Origin of the sequence: Neobacillus sp. 19, assembly GCF_049463095.1 — a bacterium.
Lineage (GTDB): Bacteria > Bacillota > Bacilli > Bacillales > Cytobacillaceae > Neobacillus.
Map to the genome: position 1 here is coordinate 127816 of NZ_JBMPZU010000058.1, position 23593 is coordinate 151408.

Annotated in this window: 17 protein-coding genes, 1 other RNA gene, 1 pseudogene and 1 other annotated feature; of the genes and pseudogenes, 3 read left to right on the forward strand and 16 right to left on the reverse strand. The window is 41.3% G+C overall.

Features of this window, described 5'->3' with window-relative positions:
- The 4 genes from ACO1D1_RS18390 to cymR form a co-directional block, all read right to left on the reverse strand.
- A complete protein-coding gene (locus tag ACO1D1_RS18390) occupies positions 1-654 on the reverse strand; it encodes a tetratricopeptide repeat protein (protein WP_149871092.1) in 654 nt (217 codons plus the stop codon).
- An 81-nt stretch (positions 655-735) separates the two neighbouring features.
- Positions 736-1854: a tRNA 2-thiouridine(34) synthase MnmA gene (mnmA, locus tag ACO1D1_RS18395; RefSeq protein ID WP_149871093.1), complete on the reverse strand. Its 1119-nt coding sequence runs from the start codon at positions 1852-1854 to the stop codon at positions 736-738.
- Positions 1855-1894: 40 nt separating this feature from the next.
- Positions 1895-3037 carry a cysteine desulfurase family protein gene (locus ACO1D1_RS18400; protein ID WP_423336815.1) on the reverse strand — a complete coding sequence of 381 codons (1143 nt, stop codon included), beginning with the start codon at positions 3035-3037 and terminating at the stop codon, positions 1895-1897.
- 42 nt (positions 3038-3079) lie between these two features.
- Positions 3080-3499, reverse strand: coding sequence for a cysteine metabolism transcriptional regulator CymR (cymR, locus tag ACO1D1_RS18405; RefSeq protein WP_149871095.1), 420 nt, complete (start codon positions 3497-3499; stop codon positions 3080-3082).
- A 151-nt stretch (positions 3500-3650) separates the two neighbouring features.
- Between cymR and ACO1D1_RS18410 the strand changes: the two genes are divergently transcribed.
- A complete protein-coding gene (locus ACO1D1_RS18410) occupies positions 3651-4925 on the forward strand; it encodes a replication-associated recombination protein A (RefSeq protein ID WP_423336649.1) in 1275 nt (424 codons plus the stop codon).
- 88 nt (positions 4926-5013) lie between these two features.
- On the opposite strand, the gene ACO1D1_RS18415 is transcribed toward ACO1D1_RS18410, so the two are convergent.
- Together ACO1D1_RS18415 and ACO1D1_RS18420 are read right to left on the reverse strand one after the other, a co-directional pair.
- Positions 5014-5958 carry an ABC transporter permease gene (locus tag ACO1D1_RS18415; protein ID WP_423336650.1) on the reverse strand — a complete coding sequence of 315 codons (945 nt, stop codon included), beginning with the start codon at positions 5956-5958 and terminating at the stop codon, positions 5014-5016.
- Positions 5951-6877 carry an ABC transporter ATP-binding protein gene (locus tag ACO1D1_RS18420; RefSeq protein ID WP_423336651.1) on the reverse strand — a complete coding sequence of 309 codons (927 nt, stop codon included), beginning with the start codon at positions 6875-6877 and terminating at the stop codon, positions 5951-5953. Before ACO1D1_RS18420 ends, ACO1D1_RS18415 begins: the two co-directional genes overlap by 8 nt.
- A 226-nt stretch (positions 6878-7103) precedes the next feature.
- Here ACO1D1_RS18420 and ACO1D1_RS18425 point away from each other — a divergent pair, with 226 nt between their 5' ends.
- Positions 7104-7994: an NERD domain-containing protein gene (locus ACO1D1_RS18425; RefSeq protein WP_423336652.1), complete on the forward strand. Its 891-nt coding sequence runs from the start codon at positions 7104-7106 to the stop codon at positions 7992-7994.
- Positions 7995-8554: 560 nt separating this feature from the next.
- Here ACO1D1_RS18425 and ACO1D1_RS18430 read toward each other — a convergent pair.
- The 5 genes from ACO1D1_RS18430 to ACO1D1_RS18450 form a co-directional block, all read right to left on the reverse strand.
- On the reverse strand, positions 8555-9322 hold the full coding sequence (locus ACO1D1_RS18430; RefSeq protein WP_149871100.1) for a tRNA threonylcarbamoyladenosine dehydratase: 768 nt from the start codon (positions 9320-9322) through the stop codon (positions 8555-8557).
- 238 nt (positions 9323-9560) lie between these two features.
- A non-coding RNA gene (ssrS, locus tag ACO1D1_RS18435) (6S RNA) lies at positions 9561-9759 on the reverse strand.
- A gap of 67 nt (positions 9760-9826) precedes the next feature.
- Positions 9827-11596, reverse strand: coding sequence for an aspartate--tRNA ligase (aspS, locus tag ACO1D1_RS18440; protein WP_423336653.1), 1770 nt, complete (start codon positions 11594-11596; stop codon positions 9827-9829).
- Between the two features lie 12 nt (positions 11597-11608).
- Entirely contained in the window at positions 11609-12880 is a 1272-nt protein-coding gene (gene hisS / locus ACO1D1_RS18445) for a histidine--tRNA ligase (protein WP_149871102.1), read from the reverse strand.
- Between the two features lie 82 nt (positions 12881-12962).
- Positions 12963-13201, reverse strand: a binding site (T-box leader).
- 59 nt (positions 13202-13260) lie between these two features.
- Positions 13261-13437 (reverse strand): hypothetical protein, encoded by a 177-nt coding sequence (locus ACO1D1_RS18450; RefSeq protein ID WP_190284680.1) that lies wholly within the window; start codon positions 13435-13437, stop codon positions 13261-13263.
- 160 nt (positions 13438-13597) lie between these two features.
- On the opposite strand from ACO1D1_RS18450, the gene ACO1D1_RS18455 reads away from it, so the two are divergent.
- On the forward strand, positions 13598-15361 hold the full coding sequence (locus ACO1D1_RS18455) for an SH3 domain-containing protein (RefSeq protein WP_423336654.1): 1764 nt from the start codon (positions 13598-13600) through the stop codon (positions 15359-15361).
- A 28-nt stretch (positions 15362-15389) separates the two neighbouring features.
- Here the strand turns inward: ACO1D1_RS18455 and dtd are convergent, their stop codons facing one another.
- The 5 genes and pseudogenes from dtd to secDF form a co-directional block, all read right to left on the reverse strand.
- Positions 15390-15839 (reverse strand): D-aminoacyl-tRNA deacylase, encoded by a 450-nt coding sequence (gene dtd, locus ACO1D1_RS18460; protein WP_149871104.1) that lies wholly within the window; start codon positions 15837-15839, stop codon positions 15390-15392.
- Between the two features lie 16 nt (positions 15840-15855).
- Positions 15856-18052, reverse strand: a pseudogene (locus ACO1D1_RS18465) (RelA/SpoT family protein).
- Between the two features lie 227 nt (positions 18053-18279).
- Positions 18280-18792, reverse strand: a complete 513-nt coding sequence (locus ACO1D1_RS18470; protein WP_149871106.1) for an adenine phosphoribosyltransferase — start codon at positions 18790-18792, stop codon at positions 18280-18282.
- Positions 18783-21146 carry a single-stranded-DNA-specific exonuclease RecJ gene (recJ, locus tag ACO1D1_RS18475; protein WP_423336655.1) on the reverse strand — a complete coding sequence of 788 codons (2364 nt, stop codon included), beginning with the start codon at positions 21144-21146 and terminating at the stop codon, positions 18783-18785. The genes ACO1D1_RS18470 and recJ overlap by 10 nt, the downstream gene beginning before the upstream one ends.
- Positions 21147-21240: 94 nt before the next feature.
- Positions 21241-23505, reverse strand: a complete 2265-nt coding sequence (gene secDF / locus ACO1D1_RS18480; protein WP_423336656.1) for a protein translocase subunit SecDF — start codon at positions 23503-23505, stop codon at positions 21241-21243.
- Positions 23506-23593: the final 88 nt, after the last annotated feature.

Here is a 23593-nt window from a genome sequence, read left to right on the forward strand (position 1 = left end):
TTAAAGGTTATTTTCGATTAGTTTTTTTGCATGACCAGCAAGCAGATGGTCCGGTTGAATGGCGAGTGCATGATTAAACATTACCAGCGCTTCTGTGGCATTTTCTTTAAAGGCATAAGATACACCTAAATTGTAAAATGCATCTGAATGATTTGGATCTAACTCAACACACTTTTGGAGTTGGAAAATTGCCTCATCAATCAGTTCAAGCTGCGCCAAGCATAAGCCATATTGAAACCGTGCTTCCGCATCCTGTTCATTTAGCTCAACACTTCTTTGCAGATAGGGGAGAGCAAATTTACCTTGTTCTAATTGTACAAGTGTTAACCCAAGCATAAAGTAATTATCGCTTGACTCAAGCCCTTTTTTCATCGCCGTTTCAAACATATTTTTCGCTTCAGTAAATAGGTCTTGACTGAATAATAGGTTACCGATACTATAATAAGCCGCTGCCGCGTTTTCATCGATTTCAATCGCTTTTTGGTAGAAATTTAATGCCTTTTCATCATCACCTACGGCAGAAAGAACATTACCAAAGTTAATATAAGCAACGGGGTCAGTTGGATTTTCTTTAATAGCCTCATTAAAAGCCTTCGCTGCCTCTTCCCAGTTACCGTCTTGCATGTACCCAACACCTAATTGGTTTTTATCCATTTTGTTCACTCCAATCCTAAGAAAAAGTATAACATATTGGGCAAAAAACCCCGACTCCAAATTAGGAATCAGGGTTAAATATTAGCCAACATACGTTAATCGTTCACCGTTTTTAAACACATCGTCAATGGTCCCGCCTCCAAGACATTCATCGCCATCGTAAAAAACAGCGGCTTGCCCTGGAGTGATTGCCCGAATCGGTTCATGGAATAGCACTTGTACCTGACCATCCTCTAAAAGACGAACCGTGACTTTATGGTCTTCCTGACGATAACGGAATTTGGCGGTACAGTCAAACTCAGCAGGCTTTTCACGATTGGATACCCAGCTGACATTTACAGCGGTAATCGCATCAGAATATAGCTTTTCATGATGAAAACCTTGTCCCACATAAAGGACATTCTTTTTTAAATCCTTGCCGATGGCAAACCATGGCTCACCTGATCCGCCAATGCCTAAACCGTGGCGCTGGCCAATCGTATGATACATGAGCCCTTCATGCTTGCCTTTGACGATCCCGTCAAAGGTTTCCATATTCCCCGGCTGTGCAGGGAGATATTGCCCTAGAAATTCTTTGAAATTCCGCTCTCCAATGAAGCAAATTCCGGTGCTGTCCTTTTTGGAAGCAGTCGCTAGATTTGCCTCCTTCGCAATTTCCCGTACCTTTGATTTTTCTAGATTGCCGATGGGGAACATCACTTTACTGATCTGCTCCTGCGACAATTGATTCAGGAAATACGTTTGGTCCTTATTTTCGTCAAGTCCACGGAGCATTTTATATTCTCCGTCCCGGTACTCGACGCGCGCATAATGACCAGTGGCAAGATAATCCGCCCCTAAATTCATGGCATGCTCCAGGAATGCTTTAAATTTGATTTCTTTGTTGCACATCACGTCAGGGTTAGGCGTTCTGCCCGCTTTATATTCTTCAAGGAAATAAGTAAAGACCTTATCCCAATATTGTTTTTCAAAATTCACCGCATAATAAGGAATGCCAATTTGATTGCAGACGCGAATAACATCCTCGTAATCTTCTGTTGCCGTACAAACACCATTTTCGTCGGTGTCATCCCAGTTTTTCATGAAAATGCCGATAACGTCATAGCCTTGCTTCTTCAATAAAAGTGCTGCAACAGAGGAATCAACGCCTCCTGACATCCCGACAACAACCCGTATATCTTTTGGGTCTTTTCTTTCCATTTCGTTCACCTCTCTCTTTACCGCAGTTACGATTGTACCTTTATTTTTTCAGACGCGAAACAACTTTGGCCAATTCTTCAGCTGTTTTCATGACTTCAGCGGTCGTTGTCGTAAAACCAAAGCTGAAACGAATGGAATTGATTAAGCGCTCTGATTGTTTCCCAAACATCGCCACCAGGACGTGGGAAGGGTCAATAGAACCGGCCGTGCACGCGGAACCACTGGAAACGGCAATCCCTGCCAGATCCAGATTTACGAGCATGGCTTCCACACTTGTCCCCGGGAAGCTTAAGTTTAATACATGGGGCAGTGAATGTTCAAGCGATCCGTTTATGTCGAAATCAACATTTAGTTCACGAAGCTTTGTCAGCAGGGTTTCTTTTAATCCGTTGAACGTTTCTCTTTTGGCCGGCCGATTTTCATGAGCAATCAGGACAGCTTGATGAAATCCGGCGATTGAGGCAACATTTTCTGTTCCTGCACGCCGTTTTCTTTCTTGGTCACCGCCAAATAGACGGGGAGAAATTTTTACAGATGATCTCGCAAACAGGAAACCCATTCCTTTTGGACCATTAATTTTATGAGCAGAAACAGACAATAAATCAATTTGTGACTCATTGACATTAATGTCCTCAACGCCATAAGCCTGCACCGCATCTGTATGGAAAATAGCTTGATGATTCTTCAATAGCTGGCCAATTTCAGCAATCGGCTGAATGGTTCCAACTTCATTATTTCCATACATGACCGAAACGAGGATGGTATCATCCCTTAAAGCTTGCTGGAGATCTAAGACGGATATCCGCCCTGTTTTATCGACTGGCAGATAGGTAACCTCAAATCCCATTTTTTCTAATTTTTTGCAGGCATGAAGGACCGCATGGTGCTCTACTTGTGTCGTAATAATATGCTTACCTTTATCTTTGCTGCTTTCGGCCACTCCAAACAACGCCATATTATCTGCTTCCGTTCCACCGCCTGTGAAAATAATCTCATTTTCTTTTGCTCCAATACTATGAGCCAAAGCTGCACGCGCTAAATCAATGTAATGGCGGGCTTCCCTGCCAAATGAATGAATGCTGGAAGGATTGCCGAATGTAGCATTCATGACTTCGAGCATTTTTTCAATCACCTTTGGGTGCATGGGTGTGGTTGCAGCATGGTCGAGATAAATTCGTTCCATCATTACACCTTCAATCCAATCATTCTCTCGTTATTTTTTACATTAAATATAAAACATATAACCTTCTGGTTCGCTATCCTCGCTATGACTGGCAAGATCATCCAATGTTGTATTATCTAATACATCTTTAATCGCATCGCGAATGCGGATCCATAGCTCACGCTTGGCAGGTTCTTCATCTTCAATTCCTTCAACAGGGGTAATTGGACCTTCTAACACGCGAATTACATCACCCGCAGTGATTTTGGAAGGTTCATTTGTAAGGATATAACCGCCGTAAGCACCCCTGATGCTTTTTACAAGCCCTGCGTTTCTAAGCGGGGCAATTAACTGCTCTAAATAATGTTCGGAAAGATCATTTGCCTGAGCAATCGTTTTTAATGAAGTAGGACCCTCGCCATGCTTTTTAGCAAGCTCAATCATGATAGTTAGACCGTATCGTCCTTTTGTAGAAATTTTCATAACTCGCACCTCTATTCGTAATCTATATCAAATATAATTCGCAGTAAATTGATAGGCATTGAAATTATATCATATTCTCCTTCAATATGCTTTTACCATGGGAAAATGGTATTGTTATACGTATGGAATATTGTTTTTTGGAGAGATGAATATGCAACAGAAACCATTAGCATTTCGAATGCGTCCTAGAACGATTGATGAAGTAGTCGGCCAGCAGCATCTAGTTGGTAATGGAAAAATTATAGCCAGAATGGTAAAAGCAAAACAACTGACATCTATGATTTTATATGGTCCGCCGGGAATTGGCAAAACCTCGATTGCCAGTGCCATTGCCGGAAGTACGAAATATGCCTTTCGAACACTGAATGCTGTTACAAATAATAAAAAGGATATGGAAATTGTCGCAGCCGAGGCGAAAATGTCGGGAAAAGTGATTCTGCTTCTTGATGAAGTCCATCGTTTAGATAAAGGGAAACAGGATTTTTTACTTCCCTATTTGGAAAGCGGTATGATTGTGCTAATCGGAGCTACGACAAGTAACCCTTACCACGCTATCAATCCAGCGATCCGCAGCCGCTGCCAAATTTTCGAGCTTAAGCCGTTAATACCGGAAGAAGTTAAACAGGCATTAGCCCGTGCTATTGAAGATAAGGAACGAGGCTTTGGCGGGATGCAAATAGAGATAACCGATGAAGCATTACAGCATTTTGCCCAAGGCTCCAATGGAGACGTAAGAAGCTCTTTAAATGCATTAGAATTAGCGGTCCTTTCAACGGATAAAAATGAGAATGGATTGATTCATATTGATGTAGAAACCGCTGAAGAATGTTTGCAGAAGAAAAGCTTGGTTGCCGATAAAGATGGTGATGGCCACTATGATGTCCTGTCAGCCTTTCAAAAATCAATCCGCGGCAGTGACGTTAATGCCGCACTTCACTATTTAGGCAGGTTGATTGAAGCAGGTGATCTGCCTAGTATAAGCCGCCGTCTGATTGTCATTGCCTATGAGGATATCGGGCTTGCCAATCCTCAAGCTGGAGCGCGAACATTGGCCGCGATTGAAACAGCAGAAAGAATTGGCTTTCCAGAAGCACGCATTCCGCTCGCAAATGCCGTTATTGAATTGTGTTTGTCGCCTAAATCCAATTCCGCTGTCATAGCCATTCAGGCTGCCCTGGATGATATTCAAAAGGGAATTGTCGGCGAAGTTCCTGACCACCTTAAGGATGCCCATTACAAAGGAGCAAAAGACCTAGGCAGAGGCATCGGCTACATGTATCCCCATGATTATCCAAATGGCTGGGTACAGCAGCAGTATTTACCAAACAAAATTAAAAACAAACAATACTACCAGCCGAAAAAAACCGGAAAATTCGAACAAGCCCTCGCCACAGTCTACGAAAAATTAACAAGATCAAAACAGTAAAAATAGTAGGAAAGGTGTCAGGCACCATGTGAAAATTTCACATGGTGCCTGACACCTTTTTTGACATCTTTGTAGTGTTAAACTTCTGTTATGCGGCTACGTCACGTTTTTTGAAGACGACGAAGGCCAGGGTTTGGAACAGGGCAAAGTAGATGAGCAGCATGATGACGGAGAAGGATAACGTCATCCCCTCTACCATTGGCGTGCCTTCGAAATATTGCATTAAATCAGTATTGGCAAACAAAATGTATTTTGCCCAGTCAAATTTCATCGATAACAAAGTGGTAAACTGTCCACCGGTAAACAATAAGAACAGTGATAAGCCAATGGCTAGACTACTGTTTCGGAAAACAGAAGAAATCATGAAAGCCATTGTCACCAGCATAATGGTGTCTATTGAGCTTAATCCGTAATAGATTAACAAGTGCACAACAATGTTTTGCTCTGTCACTTGACCGTTATAATAATTTAAATATGGAATGGCTTTGTCCGGCATTCCAAACAGAATCGCGCCAAGTCCAGTGGAGAAAGCAAACAGAATCGCCAGTATAAACAAGGCAAACAATAGCACCGTCAAATATTTTGATAGGAGGATTCTTGTCCGGTTGATCGGCCTGATTAATAACAGTTTGATGGTCCCCCAGTTAAACTCACTGGCGACAATTCCGGCAGAAACGATAATGATAAATAAACCGGCTAACATAATCAGCTGTGAGGTATCCTTGACAAATGACCAAACCGTATATTTTTCCCGCGGCGGAATATCATGCTTAATTCGATAATCATTGATGGCAATTTCTTTTTTAAAAAATTGCTTTTCCGTCTTCATCCGGCTTTGCGCCATCTGCTGATTCAAGGCGTTATTTTCCTCTTGTAATACTTGCTCCCAATTTTTATCCTGCACAAAGTCTTTTTGCTGCGTCTTAACCACAATCCCCACTAAGGCAATGGCAACAACGAGCATTCCAATCATTACGAAGGTGCCTGGGCGTTTAAATATTTTCATCCATTCATTTTTGATTAAATTAAGCATGTGTTGCAGCCTCCTTCTCCGATGTCACCTCAAGGAAGCGATCTTCTAGTGTTTTCACTGTTTCTTTTATTCCAAAAATCTGAATATCATGAGTAACCAATTGTTTAACCAAATTCGGTATTTCCTCTTTTTGGAGCATAACGGTTATTCCGTTTCGTGAGTGGCTGGCTCTTACATCAGGATAGTTCACCTCAATGAGTTTTAAGGCCTTTTCAGATGGAACAACCTCCATTTCATAGGTCACTTCAGAGCCATGTACAAATTCCTCTACGAGCTGCACATCGATCAACCTGCCATTTTGAATAATCCCGATCCGATCACACATCATTTCCATTTCGGATAATAAGTGGCTGGAAACGATGACAGCCATATCTTTTTCACGGGCAAGGAGGCGGACATAATCACGGATTTCCCTGATTCCCGCTGGGTCGAGGCCATTTGTCGGCTCATCAAGAATAAGGACATCCGGGTCATGCAACAGACACTGTGCTAAGCCCAATCGCTGTCTCATCCCTAAGGAGTAGGTTTTCACCTTATCATTGATGCGCGCCGTTAAACCAACGAGCTCCACCGTTTCCGCAATCTTTTCTTTCGTAATCCCTTTTGACATTCTTGCATAATGGACAAGATTTTGATATCCAGTTAAGAATTTATACATTTCGGGATTCTCAACAATGGCTCCTACATGGCCAACCGCATCCTCAAACTGGGTATTAATGCTTGAGCCGCCAATCATGATATCCCCGGAAGTAATTCCCATTAGCCCGACAATCATTCGAATGGTCGTAGTTTTTCCGGCTCCATTCGGGCCCAGGAACCCAAAAACCTCCCCTTTGTTCACCTGGAAGCTGATATCGTCTATTATGGTTCTTCCTTTAATCACTTTCGTTACATTTTTTAATTCGACGATGGTATTCAAACTCTCTCTCCTCTCTATGTATCCCAACATAGTTTAACGTAAATTCCTATTTAATTATATCCTAGTTAATTAGTATTCATAAAACGGCTGAGGGTGGAAAACTAGCTAGGTCTAGAGACTGAGGAGAATGTTAACAAAATAGTCATACATGCAGTTGATAATATTTAATACAATTAAATTGTTACCAAGCTATGAAAGGAAGTGTGCTATGTTTTTAAATTCTCGAATGGAATCAAAAGAATTGCTAAGGTTAAGATCGTTAAACACACGTATGATACTGGCACCCAATGATAAAAAGTATTATTTTAGTCTTGAAAAAGGATTTGAAGGTGAGAAAAAGTTTGACCAATTAACCCAAAAGCTTCAAAATGATTTTTTTATAATTAATGATTTACGACTAGAATTCAATAACTCTGAGTTTCAATTTGATACCTTAATCATCGCTCAAGAAACCATTTACCCTTTCGAAATTAAAAATCATGAGGGTGATTATTATTATGAGTCTGGCAATTTTTATTCTTTGTTAACTAAGGATGAAGTAAAGAATCCATTGGACCAATTAAAACGCAGTAAATCACTTTTTTGCCCCTTACTTAAAAAGATGGGGATTACTGCCCCTGTCGAAGGTTTTGTTACTTTTGTAAACCCCGTTTTCACCTTATATCAAGCCCCTATTAATGCCCCTATCATTTACCCAACACAGCTTAAAAGCCTCATGAACAAATTAGAGCAAATACCGTCTAAACTAAATATCCACCACAAAAGACTTGCTGATCAATTAATTTCAATGCACCTAAATGAATCTCGCTATACACGAGTCCCGTCTTATATGTATGAACAATTGAAAAAAGGAATAATCTGTCCAATTTGCTTTTCATTTATGAAGTCTTTTGGGGATAAAAAACTCGTGTGTGAAAAATGCTTGTTTGAGGAAAGTGTTGATTCAGGTGTTTTGCGGAGTGTAAAGGAATTGGTGCTGCTGTTCCCGGATAGAAAAATTACCACAATCAGTGTTCATCATTGGTGTGGGGTGATAAAATCAGCGAAGGTTATTAGGAGGATCTTAATGCAAAACTATACATCAATTGGCTCAAGACAACACAGATATTTTGAGTGAAAATCTTAATTATTATGCTCTCTCATACTGTAGGGGGCTTTTTGCTTCGGGGGCAAGTAACAACAGATTTCATTTACCGTTTGGCCTCTTTTTTTCGATCATCGGTCAATGTAACCCCTTTTCATTTACCGTTTGGCCTCTTTTTTTCGATCATCGGTCAATATAACCCCTTTTCATTTACCGTTCGGCCTCTATTTTCCGCGCTTCGGTCAATGTAACCCCTTTTCATTTACCGTTCAGCCACTCTTTTCAGCACTTCGGTCAATGCGCCCCCGTTTCATTTACCGTTCGATCTCTTTTTTAAGCACTTCGGTCAATGTAACTCCTTTACATTTACCGTTCGGCCTCTTTTTTCCCCAATTCGGTCAATGTAACTCCGTTTCATTTACCGTTCGGCCTCTTTTTTCCGCTCTTCGGTCAATGTAACCCCATTTCATTTACCGTTCGGCCACTCTTTTCAGCACTTCGGTCAATGCGCCCCAGTTTCATGGACCGCCGGTTTATGAGTGTATGGGAACATCAAAAAAACCCCAAACCAAGTATAGTTCAGGGCTAAATAATTATTTATCATCTGATACACGATGAATCTTGATGTCTTTTAGCAATTCCGTGACCACATAGCTTGCCATAATCAAGCCGGCAGCAGATGGGACGAAGGCATTGGATGCAGGCGGCATTTGTCCTTTACGGATCGGTGAGTTCTCGTTACCGACCTCTTTTTTAATATCCTCACGGATGACAATTGGGCTTTCGTCAGAAAAAACAACTGGAATCCCTTTATGGATCCGTTCCTTGCGAAGCTTTGTGCGAATGACTTTTGCTATCGGATCCGTGTGCGTTTTGGAAATATCCGCAATCTTGAAGCGGGTTGGATCCATTTTATTGGCGGCTCCCATGCTTGAAATAATTGGAATCCCGCGCTTTAAACACTCTTTCATCAAATGAATTTTATACACAATGGTATCAGAGGCATCCACAAAAAAGTCAATATTGCAGTCAAAAATGTCCTCATAGGTTTCCTCTGTGTAAAAAATCTTTAGTGCAATTACTTCACAATCAGGATTGATATCCATAATCCGCTCCTGCATGATTTCAACTTTCGGTCTGCCAATCGTTGAAAGCAGGGCAATTAGCTGACGGTTGATGTTGGTAATATCCACATCATCTTTATCAATTAAAATTAAGCGGCCTACTCCGGAGCGAGCTAGTGCTTCAGCGGCAAACGAACCGACTCCGCCGACCCCTAATACAGCGACCGTACTGTTTTTCATGATTTCTAATCCTTCTTTACCAATCGCAAGCTCATTTCGGGAAAATTGATGCAGCATATATTTTCACTCCAAATTCTTAGTCAATTTCAACCTATTGTTGCTATTATTTTTTCACCTAAAAAATATATCATACTCGCTCATAAATACAAGTATTTTTATAGGAATTACCGCAAAGAAAATTCGCCAAGGAAGGAGAAGATAAAAGCCGTTTTAAATTTTCGACTATCCTCACGGCCCAAAATGGCTAAATAAAAACCTCCCGACATAGCCAGGAGGTTGATTTTAAACAAAAGGAAAGAGTCCCAATGATGCCGTTGCTTCTCGATCCTTAGTTTTGATCCCGCTACTTGAGCAGGGGGGTGTCCTGTTTCCGGTATTGTAAGTCCCCTTCCCTGTTAAAGGCGGGGCATTTACGCAATCAGAAAACTCCAGACTCCCGAATAAAAAATGTTCGGTCAAAACTTCAGGTAACACAACGTACATTTCAGGACTCTTCTTTAATTGCTTTTATCATAACATATTTTAACTCTGCCTACAAGAAATCATGAAAGCGAATTCCAGTTATTTATTAACATTTAGTGACAAATGTAATTCCTTCAATTGTGCCTCGGAAACTTCTCCAGGTGCGTTTGTTAACAAGCAGCTTGCACTGGCAGTCTTTGGAAATGCAATGGTATCACGTAAGTTTGTGCTACCGGCAAGCAGCATCACCAAACGGTCAAGTCCAAGGGCAATTCCTCCATGTGGCGGTGTACCGTATTCAAAGGCATTCATCAGGAAGCCGAATTGTTCTAAAGCAGCTTCCGGTGTAAACCCAAGTACACTGAACATTTTTTCTTGAATCGGGCGTTCAAAGATACGCAGCGATCCGCCGCCAAGCTCATAGCCGTTCAACACAAGGTCATACGCTTGGGCACGAACCTTAGAAGGATCTGAATCCAGGTATTCAAGGTCTTCCCTAAATGGCATCGTAAATGGATGGTGGGCAGCATAATAACGGCCTTCCTCCTCATCGTACTCTAACAGCGGCCAGTCGGTGACCCATAAAAAGTTAAACAAGCTTTGGTCGATTAATCCTAATTCTTTTCCAAGCTTTTGTCTTAAGGCACCAAGGGCGTCAGCGACAACGCTCTTCTTATCAGCAACAAACAAGAGCAGGTCCCCTTCAGAAGCTTCAAGGGTCGCCGTCAAAGCCTGGGCATCAGTTTCAGAGAAGAATTTTGCAATTGGACCCTTTAAGCCTTCCCCGTCCACTTTCAACCAGGCAAGACCTTTTGCACCATAGACGGCTACAAATTCAGTCAATGCATCAATATCTTTCCTTGAATACTTTTCTGCTGCGCCTTTTACATTAATCGCTTTAACCTGTCCGCCGCCGGCAACAGCAGAAGCAAACACTTTAAAGCCGGACTCTTTCACGATTTCAGAAAGGTCAACGAGTTCTAATCCAAAACGTGTATCCGGTTTATCAGAACCAAATCGGCTCATCGCTTCATCGTAGGTCATCCGCGGGAAGACCTCCGGTACCTCAACGCCTTTTACTTCCTTCATCAGCTGGGTCATCATTTTTTCCATCATGCCCATGATATCTTCCTGGCTCATGAAGCTTGTTTCAATATCAATTTGCGTAAATTCAGGCTGACGGTCTGCACGCAGGTCCTCATCACGGAAGCAGCGGGCGATTTGGTAATACCGTTCTACGCCCCCTACCATTAGCAATTGCTTAAACAATTGTGGTGATTGGGGCAGCGCGTAAAATTCACCCGGGTGGACACGGCTGGGAACTAAATAATCCCGTGCTCCTTCTGGTGTGCTTTTTGTTAATATTGGTGTCTCAATATCCAAAAAGCCTTCGCCATCAAGAAAATCTCTAATTTGCTTTGTCACTTGATGACGCATTTTTAATGTTTCAAAAATCACCGGGCGACGGAAATCTAAATAGCGATATTTTAAGCGGATATCTTCTGACGCATCTGTTTTATCTGAAATCATAAACGGCGGTGTTTTTGCTTCATTGATAATGATGACCTTTTCCGCTTGAACTTCGATTTTTCCAGTTTTTAAATTATCATTAACAGTGCCGGCTTCACGTGCAACCACCGTTCCAACCACATCCAACACATATTCATTACGGATTTTTTCTGCCGTTTCTAGTGCTTCCTTTGATAAATCAGGATTAAATACGACCTGAACAATCCCGGAACGATCACGCAGATCGATAAAAATTAAACCGCCAAGGTCGCGCCGTTTTTGCACCCATCCTTTTAATGTTACTTTTTCCCCTACTGAAGACTCTGGAACTTCTCCACAAAAATACGATCTGCCAAACATTGTTAATCCCCCTTAAGATTGCATTTCCTGAAATTGATGAATGAAGGTGTCCAGGTCTAATTCCACTTGTTCACCAGTTGCCATATTTTTCACATTAATTTTGTTGTTTTTAAGTTCGTCGTCACCGAGTACAACTACATACTTTGCTTTTAAACGATCTGCGGCTTTAAATTGTGCCTTAATTTTTCGATCTAAATAATCTCTTTCGGCTGAAAAACCAGCTAGACGCAGCTTTTGCAAAAGCCCTACGGTGTAATCTTTCGCTTCCTCTCCAAGAGCTGCAAGGTAGCAGTCAATCCCTTGATTTACCGTAAGTTCAATCCCTTCAGCATCCAAGGCAGCTAGAAAACGCTCAATACTTAAGGCAAAACCAATTCCCGGTGTTTCCGGCCCGCCAATTTCTTCCGCTAAGCCGTTATAACGGCCACCGCCGCATAGCGTCGTAATGGCACCAAATCCTTCGGCATTACTCATAATCTCAAAAGCTGTGTGATTATAATAATCCAAGCCCCGCACCAAGTTCGCATCCACTTCAAACGGGATATCGAGCTGCGTTAAGTAGTGCTGTAATTTTTCAAAATAAGCCTTTGAATACTCATTCAAAAACTCAAGGATGGATGGTGCTGATTTCATTAATTCGTGATCGCGATCCTGTTTACAATCGAGTATTCTAAGCGGATTTTTCTCAAGACGATTTTGACAATCGTGGCAAAACTCTCCGATCCGCGGTTTAAAGTGATTCACTAATGCCTCACGGTGAGCGGTTCGGCTCTCCTTATCTCCAAGGCTGTTGATGATGAGCTTCAGTTTTTGTAAACCCATTTCTTTGTATAAATTCATTGCGAGGGAGATCACCTCTGCATCAATCGCCGGATCATTACTGCCTAACGCCTCAATGCCAAATTGAACAAACTGGCGAAAGCGGCCTGCCTGAGGGCGTTCATAGCGGAACATCGGCCCCATGTAATATAGCTTGACGGGTTGGTTGGCGAGCCCAAACATTTTTTTCTCAACGTATGAGCGCACGACCGCTGCTGTTCCTTCTGGCCGGAGCGTGATACTGCGCTTCCCGCGGTCCTCAAATGTGTACATTTCCTTTTGCACAATATCCGTGGAATCACCCACACCTCTGGAAAAAAGGTCGGTATGTTCAAAGATCGGTGTACGAATCTCCTGATATTGGTATTTTTCACAAAGCTCACGTGCCTTTGCTTCAATTAACTGCCACTTTTCAACTTCACCGGGCAGAATGTCCTGGGTTCCTCTTGGAATACTAATAGACATTATGGAAAACCTCCTCATGTAAAAAATTTATGTAAAGTAATTTTTACGTAAATAAAAAAACTCTCGTCCCTTGTATTTACATACAAGGGACGAGAGTTTAATCCCGCGGTGCCACCCTAGTTGAAAAGCATTACATGCATGCTCCTCCTCTTAAACAGATAACGCCTGCTCACGTTTTCTCCTACTAGAGCCTAAGCTTTTTCAGAGAGAAGCCTACGGAGTGTTCATTCATTAAGGCACATGCAGAAATGCTTTCAGCCTAGGGCATTTCCTCTCTTTTCATGGGTTAGCTTAATTACTATGCTCCATCACGGGTTTTTCCAATATTTCATTTTATTTATATAATAATACGGAGCAAAGATAGTGTTGTCAAGAGAGATTTACGATCTTTCCAGATGTTTTTTTAACTTTCTGACATCACCCATCGTGATTCCAAATTCAGATGCCAGTTCAAACGAGGTTGCATGCTGCTCCTTTTGAATGAAATCATGAAAATCCACCCCAAAAAGGCGGCCATCCATGGATTGTACATTCATTCCCTTTTCACTCGACCTCATACTATAATCACCTCTGTCCTTTTTCTCTATTATTTCCACAAATCGTGAAAAAATTGCATGATCCATGCTGAATTCTTAGGTTACCTGGTCAATATTAGTAATTTAGGAATGAATTTCTTTCGCCTTTACGTTAAAATAAAAATGGAAAAGGAGGGAATTGATGTTTAAAAAGTTTAATCTTATCTTATTATCTAGCATTCTTATTTTTGGAGCCTTCCTGCCTCAGGGAAAAATTAGGGCTGCCAGCGAATCGTTGACCATATCAACAGATGCCGTCAATGTTCGCGGAGGTCCAGGTTTAAGTTACCCCCTCGTCAAAGTTGCCAAGCGGGGAGAAACGTATTCGATTGTGAAAGAAAAAAATGATTGGATTGAAATTCAATTATCTTTTGGTAAAACAGGCTGGGTCGTTAACTGGCTTGTCACAAAAGAAGACGAGCCCAAAGCTGCATTATCAACATCAACCGGAAACAATAACACACTAGCCAAAGCCAATACCGATCAATTAAGGGTTCGCTCTGGTCCAGGGACAAGCTTTCAGATTGTCGGCTTCTTAACTAAAGGACAAGAAGTCACGATCCTTGATCAAAACGAAAACTGGTATAAAATATCCTCAACATTTGGTGAAGGCTGGGCGATTAGAGACTTTCTCGAGATTAAAACCGTTAAGCAGGAAGATAAGAAACCGAATCCTTCATCCACTAGCATAGGTACAGGTGTCGTTACTGGCGATACCTTAAATATCCGGAAGGAACCGGCCGCATCCAGTGCTATTATCGGAAAATTAACTAAGGGTACCAGCATAACGATTTATTCAAAACAAAATAATTGGGTGGAGATAGGTTTTTCAAACCTAAAAGGATGGGCGAGTTCCGCGTTTATTGACATGCAAACAGGATCTTCGAAGGACACCCCTAAGAAAGAATTGAAGGGAATCAATGGTTCGGTAACTGCCGGCAGTCTTAGTGTTCGCTCAGAGGCCTCATTGGATTCCAACATTATTGGCACGGTAACAAAAGGCCAAAGCTTTGCTATTTTGGAGGAATTCAATAATTGGGTAAAAATAGAATACAAGACTGGCAGATTCGGTTGGGTTGCCGGGTGGTATCTTGATAAAACAACAGCGAAATCCCAGACTGGACAAGCCTTGAAGGACAGTACGATTACGATCTTACATAATGGAACGAATATCCGAAAAGAAGCAAATGTCCAATCAGATGTCGTTGTTCTGGCAAATGAAGGGGAAGTTTTTTCGGTAAACAGGATTGTAAATGAGTGGTACGAGATAAAGCTAAAGAATGGAAAAATCGGATTTGTTGCCGGCTGGATTGTTTCCATTAATGGAAACAACACGCAGATACAGAAATCAGGCGCAGATGGCTATCTCAAAAATAAAACCATTGTTCTCGACCCCGGTCATGGCGGCGGAGATAACGGGACAACCGGTGCAAACGGAACATTAGAGAAGAACCTGACACTAAGGACTGCCAGGCTTCTGTATGATAAATTAAACGCTGCCGGTGCAAATGTCATTCTTACCAGAAGCAATGATTCCTTCATTCAATTGCCGTCCCGCGTAAATGCTGCACAAGCAAACAATGCAGACGCCTTTATCAGCCTGCACTATGACAGTAATGTAGATCGCAGTATTCGCGGAATGACTGGCTATTATTATCATGGGTATCAAAAATCATTAGCTGACACCCTTTATGCTGCAACAATTGGACAAACAAAATTGAAAGATCGCGGCGTCCGAATCGGTGATTACCATGTGATTCGTGAAAACAGTCAAAAAGGGGTTCTAATGGAGCTTGGCTATTTAAGCAATCCTGAGGAGGAAATAACCCTAAACACCAGCGGATTCCAGGAAAATGCCGCTTCCGGGCTTTACAATGGATTAGCAAGGTTCTTTAAAGTTAATTAAAAAAATGAGCTTGGCGCCAATGCCAAGCTCATTTTCTATCTTTACTGTCTAATATTAATGTAACCGGCCCGTCATTCGTTAGTTGAACATCCATCATCGCACCGAAGACGCCTGTTTCGACACGAATGTCTCTATCTCGCACCATGGTGTTAAACGTCTCATATAGCCGTACAGCTTGCTCTGGTCTGGCTGCTTGAATGAAACTAGGCCTTCTCCCTTTGCGGCAATCACCGTAAAGGGTAAACTGAGAAACGGATAGAATCTCTCCCCCAATATCCAATAATGAATGGTTCATTTTTCCTTCGGCATCCTCAAAGATCCTAAGATTGACCACTTTATCAGCCAGGTATGCTGCATCCTCTTCTTTGTCCTCATGTGTTACACCGACGAGCAAAACCAAGCCGCTGTTTATTTCACCCGTTACTTCACCGTCAACGGTTACCTTGGCTTCCCTGCTGCGTTGAACAACTACTTTCATGTTAAAACACCTAACCTTAATTCATTATCCGTCGAACCGAATAAATATCTGGAATCTGTTTAATTCGCTCTACCACTTTTTGCAGGTGGGAAACGTTATGAATCGCTATTGTCATGCTAATCGTAGCCATTTTATTACGATCGGTTTTCCCTGTAACAGCATTGATATTCGTTTTAGTTTCATTTACTGCCTGAAGAACTTCATTTAAAAGTCCTCTTCGATCGAATCCGCTGATTTCAATATCAACGTTATACTCTTTACGATCATTTAGGGAGGTTTCCCACTCAACCGGAATTAATCGGGATTGGGCATCATTGGAATCAATATTCGTACAATCTGAGCGGTGAACAGAAACACCGCGTCCTTTTGTAATAAAACCGACAATTTCATCGCCCGGTACCGGATTACAACATCTTGATAAGCGGATTAAGAGATTATCAATTCCTTGAACACGGACGCCCGATTCCCGCTTCTTATTAGATGGAAAAGATTTTAAATCCGAAATTACATTCGTTATACTTGCCGATTGTTCTTGGTCTCGTTTTTTACGCCATTTCTCGGTTAAGCGGTTGGCCACCTGTAAGGCGGTGACCCCGTTATAACCGACGGCGGCATACATATCTTCATCATTAGAAAAATTAAATTTATCCGCAACCTTTTTCAGATTATCAGGAGTTAAAATTTCTTTCAGGTCGAATTCCATATTGCGGATTTCTTTTTCAACGAGTTCTTTGCCTTTTATCACATTTTCATCACGGCGCTGCTTCTTAAAGAACGCACGAATCTTGTTTTTCGCCTGTGAGGTTTGTGCCAGTTTTAACCAATCCTGACTTGGTCCATAAGAATGCTTGGAGGTGAGAATTTCGATTATATCGCCAGTCTTCAGCGTATAATCAAGCGTCACCATTTTGCCATTCACTTTTGCTCCAATGGTTTTATTACCGATTTCAGAGTGAATTCGATAGGCAAAATCAATCGGAACAGAACCAGAAGGCAATTCAATGACATCACCCTTTGGCGTAAAGACAAATACCATATCGGAAAACAAGTCAATTTTCAGTGACTCCATGAACTCTTCGGCATTGGCAGTATCATTTTGGAACTCCAAAATCTCTCGGAACCAGGTTAGTTTTTGTTCGAAGGTAGAGCTATCACTAATAGACTTCCCTTCCCTTATAGGCCCAGTGGGCAGCAACCCCGAATTCGGCAATCCGGTGCATTTCATACGTACGAATTTGCACCTCAAGCGGGTCTCCCTTTGGACCAATTACGGTTGTGTGCAAGGACTGATACATATTTGGCTTCGGCATCGCGATATAATCCTTAAAGCGGCCAGGCATCGGCTTCCAGCATGTATGAATGATACCGAGGACGGCATAGCAATCTTTTATACTGTTCACGACAATTCGCACAGCGAGCAAATCATATATTTCACTGAATTGCTTATTTTGCAAGACCATTTTTCGGTAGATGCTGTAAATATGCTTTGGACGGCCGGAAAGTTCGGCTTTGATCGAGACTTCATCCATCCGTGACTTAACCTCATCGATCACATCGTCTAAATATTGCTCCCGTTCGGCCCGTTTCTTCTTCATTAAGTTTACAATCCGGTAATATTGCTGCGGATTTAAATACCTTAATGCGGTATCTTCCAACTCCCATTTAATCTTAGAAATACCAAGACGATGCGCTAAAGGGGCAAAAATTTCAAGTGTCTCATTTGAAATCCGACGCTGTTTCTCTACAGGAAGATGCTTTAATGTCCGCATATTATGCAGACGGTCGGCAAGCTTAATCAGAATCACCCGGATGTCCTGTGCCATCGCTACAAACATTTTTCGGTGATTTTCCGCCTGCTGCTCCTCATGAGATTTATATTTAATTTTCCCTAACTTTGTTACCCCATCGACAAGCATCGCCACTTCGTCGTCAAAGGCCTCCTCAATATCTTTTAAGGAAACACTTGTATCTTCCACAACGTCATGGAGAAAACCAGCAGCTACTGTTGCCGGATCCATCTCTAGGTCTGCCAGAATACCTGCAACCTGAATTGGATGGATGATATACGGCTCCCCTGATTTTCGATATTGTTCACGATGAGCATGTTTTGCGTATTCATACGCATTTTTAACTAAATCAACATGCTCCTCATTTAAGTATTTTCTCGTCTTGTCGATGACTTGGTCGGCTGTTAACACTTGATCATTCGCCATGAAATCACCTTTATTTTCATCTCATTTTTATTTGTATTAAGGAATTTTGGTTTAAAAAATTGTTACTAAATTATAATGATTGTTACTATTATCGAAAAAAAAAGCAAAGATGTAAAGAGATTGGGCTGTTTTTTCTGCAAATTTTGAAAAGAAAAGTCGAAAATTCATTATTTCATATCAATATTATATAAAGAGAGCACTCGTCTGTGAGTGCCCTCCTGCATAATTTAATAGTGCATTAATGTTAAAATATCATAGCCGTTAAGCTTTTTCCGACCTTCTAAATAGCTTAACTCAACTAAGAAAGCGATTCCGGCTACGACGCCGCCAAGCTGTTCCACTAATTGAATCGTTGCTTCAATTGTGCCGCCTGTTGCTAGTAAGTCATCGGTGATTAAGACTCGTTGCCCTGGCTGAATCGCATCTTTATGGATGGTTAGTACATCTTTCCCGTACTCAAGACCATAGCCAACTTTAATTGTTTCTCTTGGAAGCTTTCCTTCTTTACGAACTGGAGCAAAACCTACCCCAAGCGAATAGGCCACTGGGCAGCCAATAATGAATCCCCGTGCTTCTGGTCCAACAATAATATCAATTTCTTTCTCTTTCGCATAAGCAACGATTTGGTCTGTTGCATATTTATATGCTTCACCATCATTCATTAAAGGAGTAATATCTTTAAATTTAATTCCCGGCTTCGGCCAATCGGGTACGATTGTAATAAATTGTTTTAAATCCATTCTGTAATTGCCTCCTCAGTTTCAACTGACTCTTGAATAACTTGATCGAACCAGCCTTTTAATTCCTGAAAGGATGAAAACAACAAATCCTTTTCAAGGGCATATTGTGCCTGTTTCCTTTGATAGGTTCTTGAGTCAGTTAAATCACGCTTTTGCGCTTGATTGTTCAAAGTAATAAATCCATTGTATATTGTAACAAAATCCAGTTCAGAAAACACCTTTGTCATAAAATAAAGAGTTTCCTGCGACCAGCCGCGATGCTTGGCAATCATATCGCCATGTCTTTTCAGGTCAAGCGGGCCTTTTTTCATGAGGTAGGCATAAAACCATTTAAAATGGTCGCGAGTCGGAACCGTACTGAAAAAATCACTGGATTCTTTATAAAAATAAGTATAAATTCTGGATGGCTGACTACCTTCTAATAAGACTTTTAGCATCTCCTTTGAAGGGGGAAAATCAACTAAAGCGATATTTGCCCGATTACCATCAAAAGCCTTTGCCTCTTCAAGATTTTGAATAAGAATGGACTCATCTTGCAGATCAGAGCCTATTTTTTCAAAAATCTCTTTATTAAAAAGGATGAATTTCCGGTTTTCAGCTGGGACAATATCTTTCATACTTTTGAGTCTCTTTTGTCCGCGAAAATCAAATAACTGCCATGATTCTACAGCGAGGTCATGGATAAAAATTTGTGGTTTACGTATATTGTTCCATTCATTAATAGATAATTCTCCAATTAATGAAATTTTTGATGCTGGGGAAATTTGGTCGGCTAATGCCCCTAACCCAAAGCCTATTCCGTCAAGGTTTGCATTACCTTCATTGATTAAAATCTTTAAATGGTTTTGCTCACTGCCAATTTTTCTCATATTGCCAATTTCGACATTATGAATTAAGACTTTTGGCTTAGGGTTGTCCATGCCAAAAGGAGAAAGCAAATTCAATTCTTCTAAAGAAGATAGTTGGATATCATCCAGATGGATTTCCTCGTCAAGTAGTGTTACAGGTATAAAATCCTCAGCAGATAATTGCTCGCCTGCAAGCTTATTTAATCGATCCCTAAGCTCAGCAACATCTTCAAGCTTCAAGGTCATGCCTGCTGCCATTGGATGTCCGCCAAAGTGCGGGAGAATCTCTCGGCAGGCAGATAAATTTTTAAATAAATCAAATCCGGCAATACTCCTGGCAGAGCCCTTCGCTAACCCTTTATTAGGGTCAAAATTTAACACGATTGTTGGCCGATAGTATTTTTCAACTAGCCTTGAAGCGACAATACCAATAACACCGGCGTTCCAGCCTTCTTTCCCCACAACAAGGACCTTATTTTCCTCAATCGGGAAATTCCTTTCAACCTCTTCAATGGCTTCAGCTGTGATTGAATTGACAATCGATTGCCTAGTCTTATTTAAGGTATCCATTTCTTCCGCTAAATGCTGTGCCTCATCAGGATCATCTGTCAGTATCAGCTGAACAGCTAAGTCAGCATCTTCTAATCTGCCGACAGCATTAATTCTTGGCGCAAGCGTGAAGCCAATCGTTTCTTCATTTATCGCATTAGGATTGACACCGGATAATTTTAAGATGGCTTTAAGACCAATATTTTGCGTAACTTTCAGTTTTTCTAGACCTTTTTTGGCTATTAAACGATTTTCGCCTTTTAACGATACCAAATCCGCTATCGTTCCAATAACCGCTATTTCGAACAAATGCTCAGGAATTTCCCCATATAGGGCATGAGCGAGCTTAAATGCGACACCAACACCTGCTAATTCACGAAACGGATAAATACTTTCGGGAAGCTTAGGGTGAATAATCGCTAATGCCTCTGGCAGAACTGGACCTGGTTCATGATGATCCGTAATGATGAGATCGATTCCCAGCTCTTTTGCAACGGCAGCTTCATGGACGGCTGATATTCCAGTATCCACGGTAATAATTAAATTTATTCCATTTTCCGCAGCTTGGCGGAATGCCTGTTCATTCGGGCCATACCCTTCTGTAAAACGATTCGGGATGTAAAATTGCACATTGGCACCAAGCTCACGTAGTGTGATCATTAATACCGATGTACTGCTAACGCCATCAGCGTCATAATCACCATAAATAAGAATAGGTTCTTGATCTTCGATTGCTTTCCGAATTCTCTTAACTGCCAGGTCCATATCTTTTAAAAGATATGGGTCATGGAACTCATCCTTCCCAAATAAAAAATACCGTGCTGAATCAACGGTATCTAAGCCACGGTTAACAAGCAGTGACGCAACTAGAGGTGTTATTTTCAATTCATTTGCCAGCATGTTGACTAGATTGTGATCAGAACTGCGAACAATCCATCTTGTTTTTGACTTTAACATCGGTTGGTTCACCCCTCAGACTTATTTATTATACAGGAGTCAAAAAAGCCTTTCAATAAAAATAAAAGCCGCAGACGGTCTGCGGCTAAAAATTTTACACTTGTGGTTGATCAGAGTATTTTCTCTTTTCTTTCACTGTTTTAATGACGCCTTTCTTTTTAAGCTCTTTTGTCTTAAATACATACCAGAGTGGACCGGCAATACAAATGGATGAATAGACACCGACAAGTAATCCTACCAATAAGGCGATTGAGAAGTTGCGGATTGATTCACTGCCGAAAATAACGAGTGCCACTACTGTGATTAACACGGTTAAGACAGTATTGATAGAACGAGTCAGGGTTTGACGTGTACTTACATTCAATACTTCAGCAATATCTGCATTTGTTTTCAGGCGTTTTTTCTTTTGCATATTCTCACGCATCCGGTCAAAGGTAACAATGGTATCGTTGATTGAATAACCAACAACGGTTAACACGGCGGCGATAAAGGTTAAATCCACCTCAAGCCTCGTGATACTGAAGAATGCCACCATAAAAAACGCATCATGCAGCAAGGAAACAATTGCAGCAATGGCCATTGATAATTCAAATCGGAAACTCACATAAATAATAATCCCGACTGAGGCAATTAACAGCGCAATAAAGGCATTTTTCGCTAATTCCTTCCCAATAGTCGGAGAAACGGTGCTTACGTTTGGCTCGGATCCATATTCCTTGTTAAAGTCAGATTTCAGCTTAGCAATTTCATTTTTCGAGAGAACACCGACAAGACGGGCTGCTCCAATATTCTTCTTCTCACCGGAAATGACCACATCATCTGTTTTCAAATGATGCTTTTCAAATGAACTGTTTATTTTCTCAACGGTCAACGGAGAGTTTGATAAGATTTCAACACGCGTACCGCTGGTGAAATCAATTGCTAAATGTAAACGTAATACAAGAAGCACAACTAATCCGGCAGCAAGAAGAATTCCTGAAATCGTGAAAAATTTCTTTCTATGCTTGACAAAATCAAGCTTATCAAAACGGGTTGGCAGATCTAATGTATCCACATTTTCAGCAATGTCCCTGATATCGGACTGTTTGACCCCAAACCAGCTTGCTTTCTTTTTAAAGACTCCACTATGGACCCAAAGTCCTAATAATAGACGTGAACCATAAACGGCCGTTAAAAAGCTCATCAGGATACTGACAATTAACATTGTTGCAAACCCTTTAACAGAGCTTGTACCGTAGAAGAAAAGCACACCTGCAGTTAAGAGGGTGGTTAGGTTAGAGTCAAGAATCGATGTAAACGCATTTTTTTCACCCGCCTGGAAGGCTGCTTTAATCGATTTACCGACTTTAAGTTCTTCTCTAATCCGTTCATAAGTAATAATGTTTGCATCGACAGCCATCCCAATCCCGAGGATAATTGCGGCGATACCAGGCAAGGTCAGGACACCCTTCATCCAGTCGAATATTAATAGGACTAGATAAATATAAATGGATAATGTAACAGTGGCAATGAAGCCAGGAAAACGATAATAGAAAAGCATAAATAGGTAGATGATTGCGACACCGATGATTCCGGCCATTATCGTATCATTTAATGCTTGTTCACCAAATTTTGCTCCTACTGAAGTGGAGTATACTTCTTTCAGCTTTACAGGTAAAGAGCCGGCATTTAAAAGATTAGCTAAGGTACTAGCCTCTTGCGCTGTAAAACTTCCGACAATGGAAACTGTATTCTGGTTAAAGATTTGCCTTACAGTTGGAGCCGATAAAAATTTAGGATTCGGTTTTGTCACTTCAGTTTTAAAAGAGTCTTTTCCTTCTTCAAAATCAAGCCAGATAACAAGCACATTGTTTGGTGCCATGTTCATAATTTCTTCAGAAACTTTCCGGAACTTGTCCGCACTTTTTAATGTCAACGACACGCTTGGTGCACCATTTTCATCAAAAGTCTGCTTTGCTCCGCCCTGCTTTAAGTCTGACCCGTCCATCATTAAACGGTCATTCGCGTCCCTGAAAGTTAAATTTGCTTGTGTAGACAGCATCTCACGAGCTTTGTTCTGGTCCGTGACCCCTGCAAGCTGAACACGAATCCGATTCGTCCCTTCGATTTGGATGTTCGGTTCACTTACACCGAGGACGTTGATCCGCTTATCGAGGGCTTCAGCAGTACTTGCTAATACTTCTTTATCAATTTTTTGGCCCTTTTTCGCCGGCTTAACCTCGTATAAAACCTCAAATCCACCTTGAAGGTCCAAGCCAAGCTTAATATTGTTTAATATGTTCTTGGTTGTTGCCCCCATTGTGCTCCCTACAATTAGGACCACAAGAAAGAAAGCAATGATTCTACTGCGCTTTACCATTATGTATTGTTCCTCCTTAGTGCCTGTGCAAATGCACTGTTACAGACTAGCATTATCATAGAATAATTAAAAAGTCACTGCTTCCATT

What these genes read in the sequence shown, in the direction of transcription:
- ACO1D1_RS18415 (WP_423336650.1), bottom strand. Translation starts at nt 5,958, where the DNA reads ATGCTTAATTTAATCAAAAATGAATGGATGAAAATATTTAAACGCCCA.
- ACO1D1_RS18425 (WP_423336652.1), top strand. Translation starts at nt 7,104, where the DNA reads ATGGAATCAAAAGAATTGCTAAGGTTAAGATCGTTAAACACACGTATG.
- recJ (WP_423336655.1), bottom strand. Translation starts at nt 21,146, where the DNA reads ATGTTAAAGTCAAAAACAAGATGGATTGTTCGCAGTTCTGATCACAAT.
- cymR (WP_149871095.1), bottom strand. Translation starts at nt 3,499, where the DNA reads ATGAAAATTTCTACAAAAGGACGATACGGTCTAACTATCATGATTGAG.
- hisS (WP_149871102.1), bottom strand. Translation starts at nt 12,880, where the DNA reads ATGTCTATTAGTATTCCAAGAGGAACCCAGGACATTCTGCCCGGTGAA.
- ACO1D1_RS18410 (WP_423336649.1), top strand. Translation starts at nt 3,651, where the DNA reads ATGCAACAGAAACCATTAGCATTTCGAATGCGTCCTAGAACGATTGAT.
- secDF (WP_423336656.1), bottom strand. Translation starts at nt 23,505, where the DNA reads ATGGTAAAGCGCAGTAGAATCATTGCTTTCTTTCTTGTGGTCCTAATT.
- ACO1D1_RS18430 (WP_149871100.1), bottom strand. Translation starts at nt 9,322, where the DNA reads ATGCTGCATCAATTTTCCCGAAATGAGCTTGCGATTGGTAAAGAAGGA.
- ACO1D1_RS18450 (WP_190284680.1), bottom strand. Translation starts at nt 13,437, where the DNA reads ATGAGGTCGAGTGAAAAGGGAATGAATGTACAATCCATGGATGGCCGC.
- aspS (WP_423336653.1), bottom strand. Translation starts at nt 11,596, where the DNA reads ATGTTTGGCAGATCGTATTTTTGTGGAGAAGTTCCAGAGTCTTCAGTA.
- ACO1D1_RS18455 (WP_423336654.1), top strand. Translation starts at nt 13,598, where the DNA reads ATGTTTAAAAAGTTTAATCTTATCTTATTATCTAGCATTCTTATTTTT.
- ACO1D1_RS18390 (WP_149871092.1), bottom strand. Translation starts at nt 654, where the DNA reads ATGGATAAAAACCAATTAGGTGTTGGGTACATGCAAGACGGTAACTGG.
- ACO1D1_RS18470 (WP_149871106.1), bottom strand. Translation starts at nt 18,792, where the DNA reads ATGGATTTAAAACAATTTATTACAATCGTACCCGATTGGCCGAAGCCG.
- ACO1D1_RS18400 (WP_423336815.1), bottom strand. Translation starts at nt 3,037, where the DNA reads ATGGAACGAATTTATCTCGACCATGCTGCAACCACACCCATGCACCCA.
- mnmA (WP_149871093.1), bottom strand. Translation starts at nt 1,854, where the DNA reads ATGGAAAGAAAAGACCCAAAAGATATACGGGTTGTTGTCGGGATGTCA.
- dtd (WP_149871104.1), bottom strand. Translation starts at nt 15,839, where the DNA reads ATGAAAGTAGTTGTTCAACGCAGCAGGGAAGCCAAGGTAACCGTTGAC.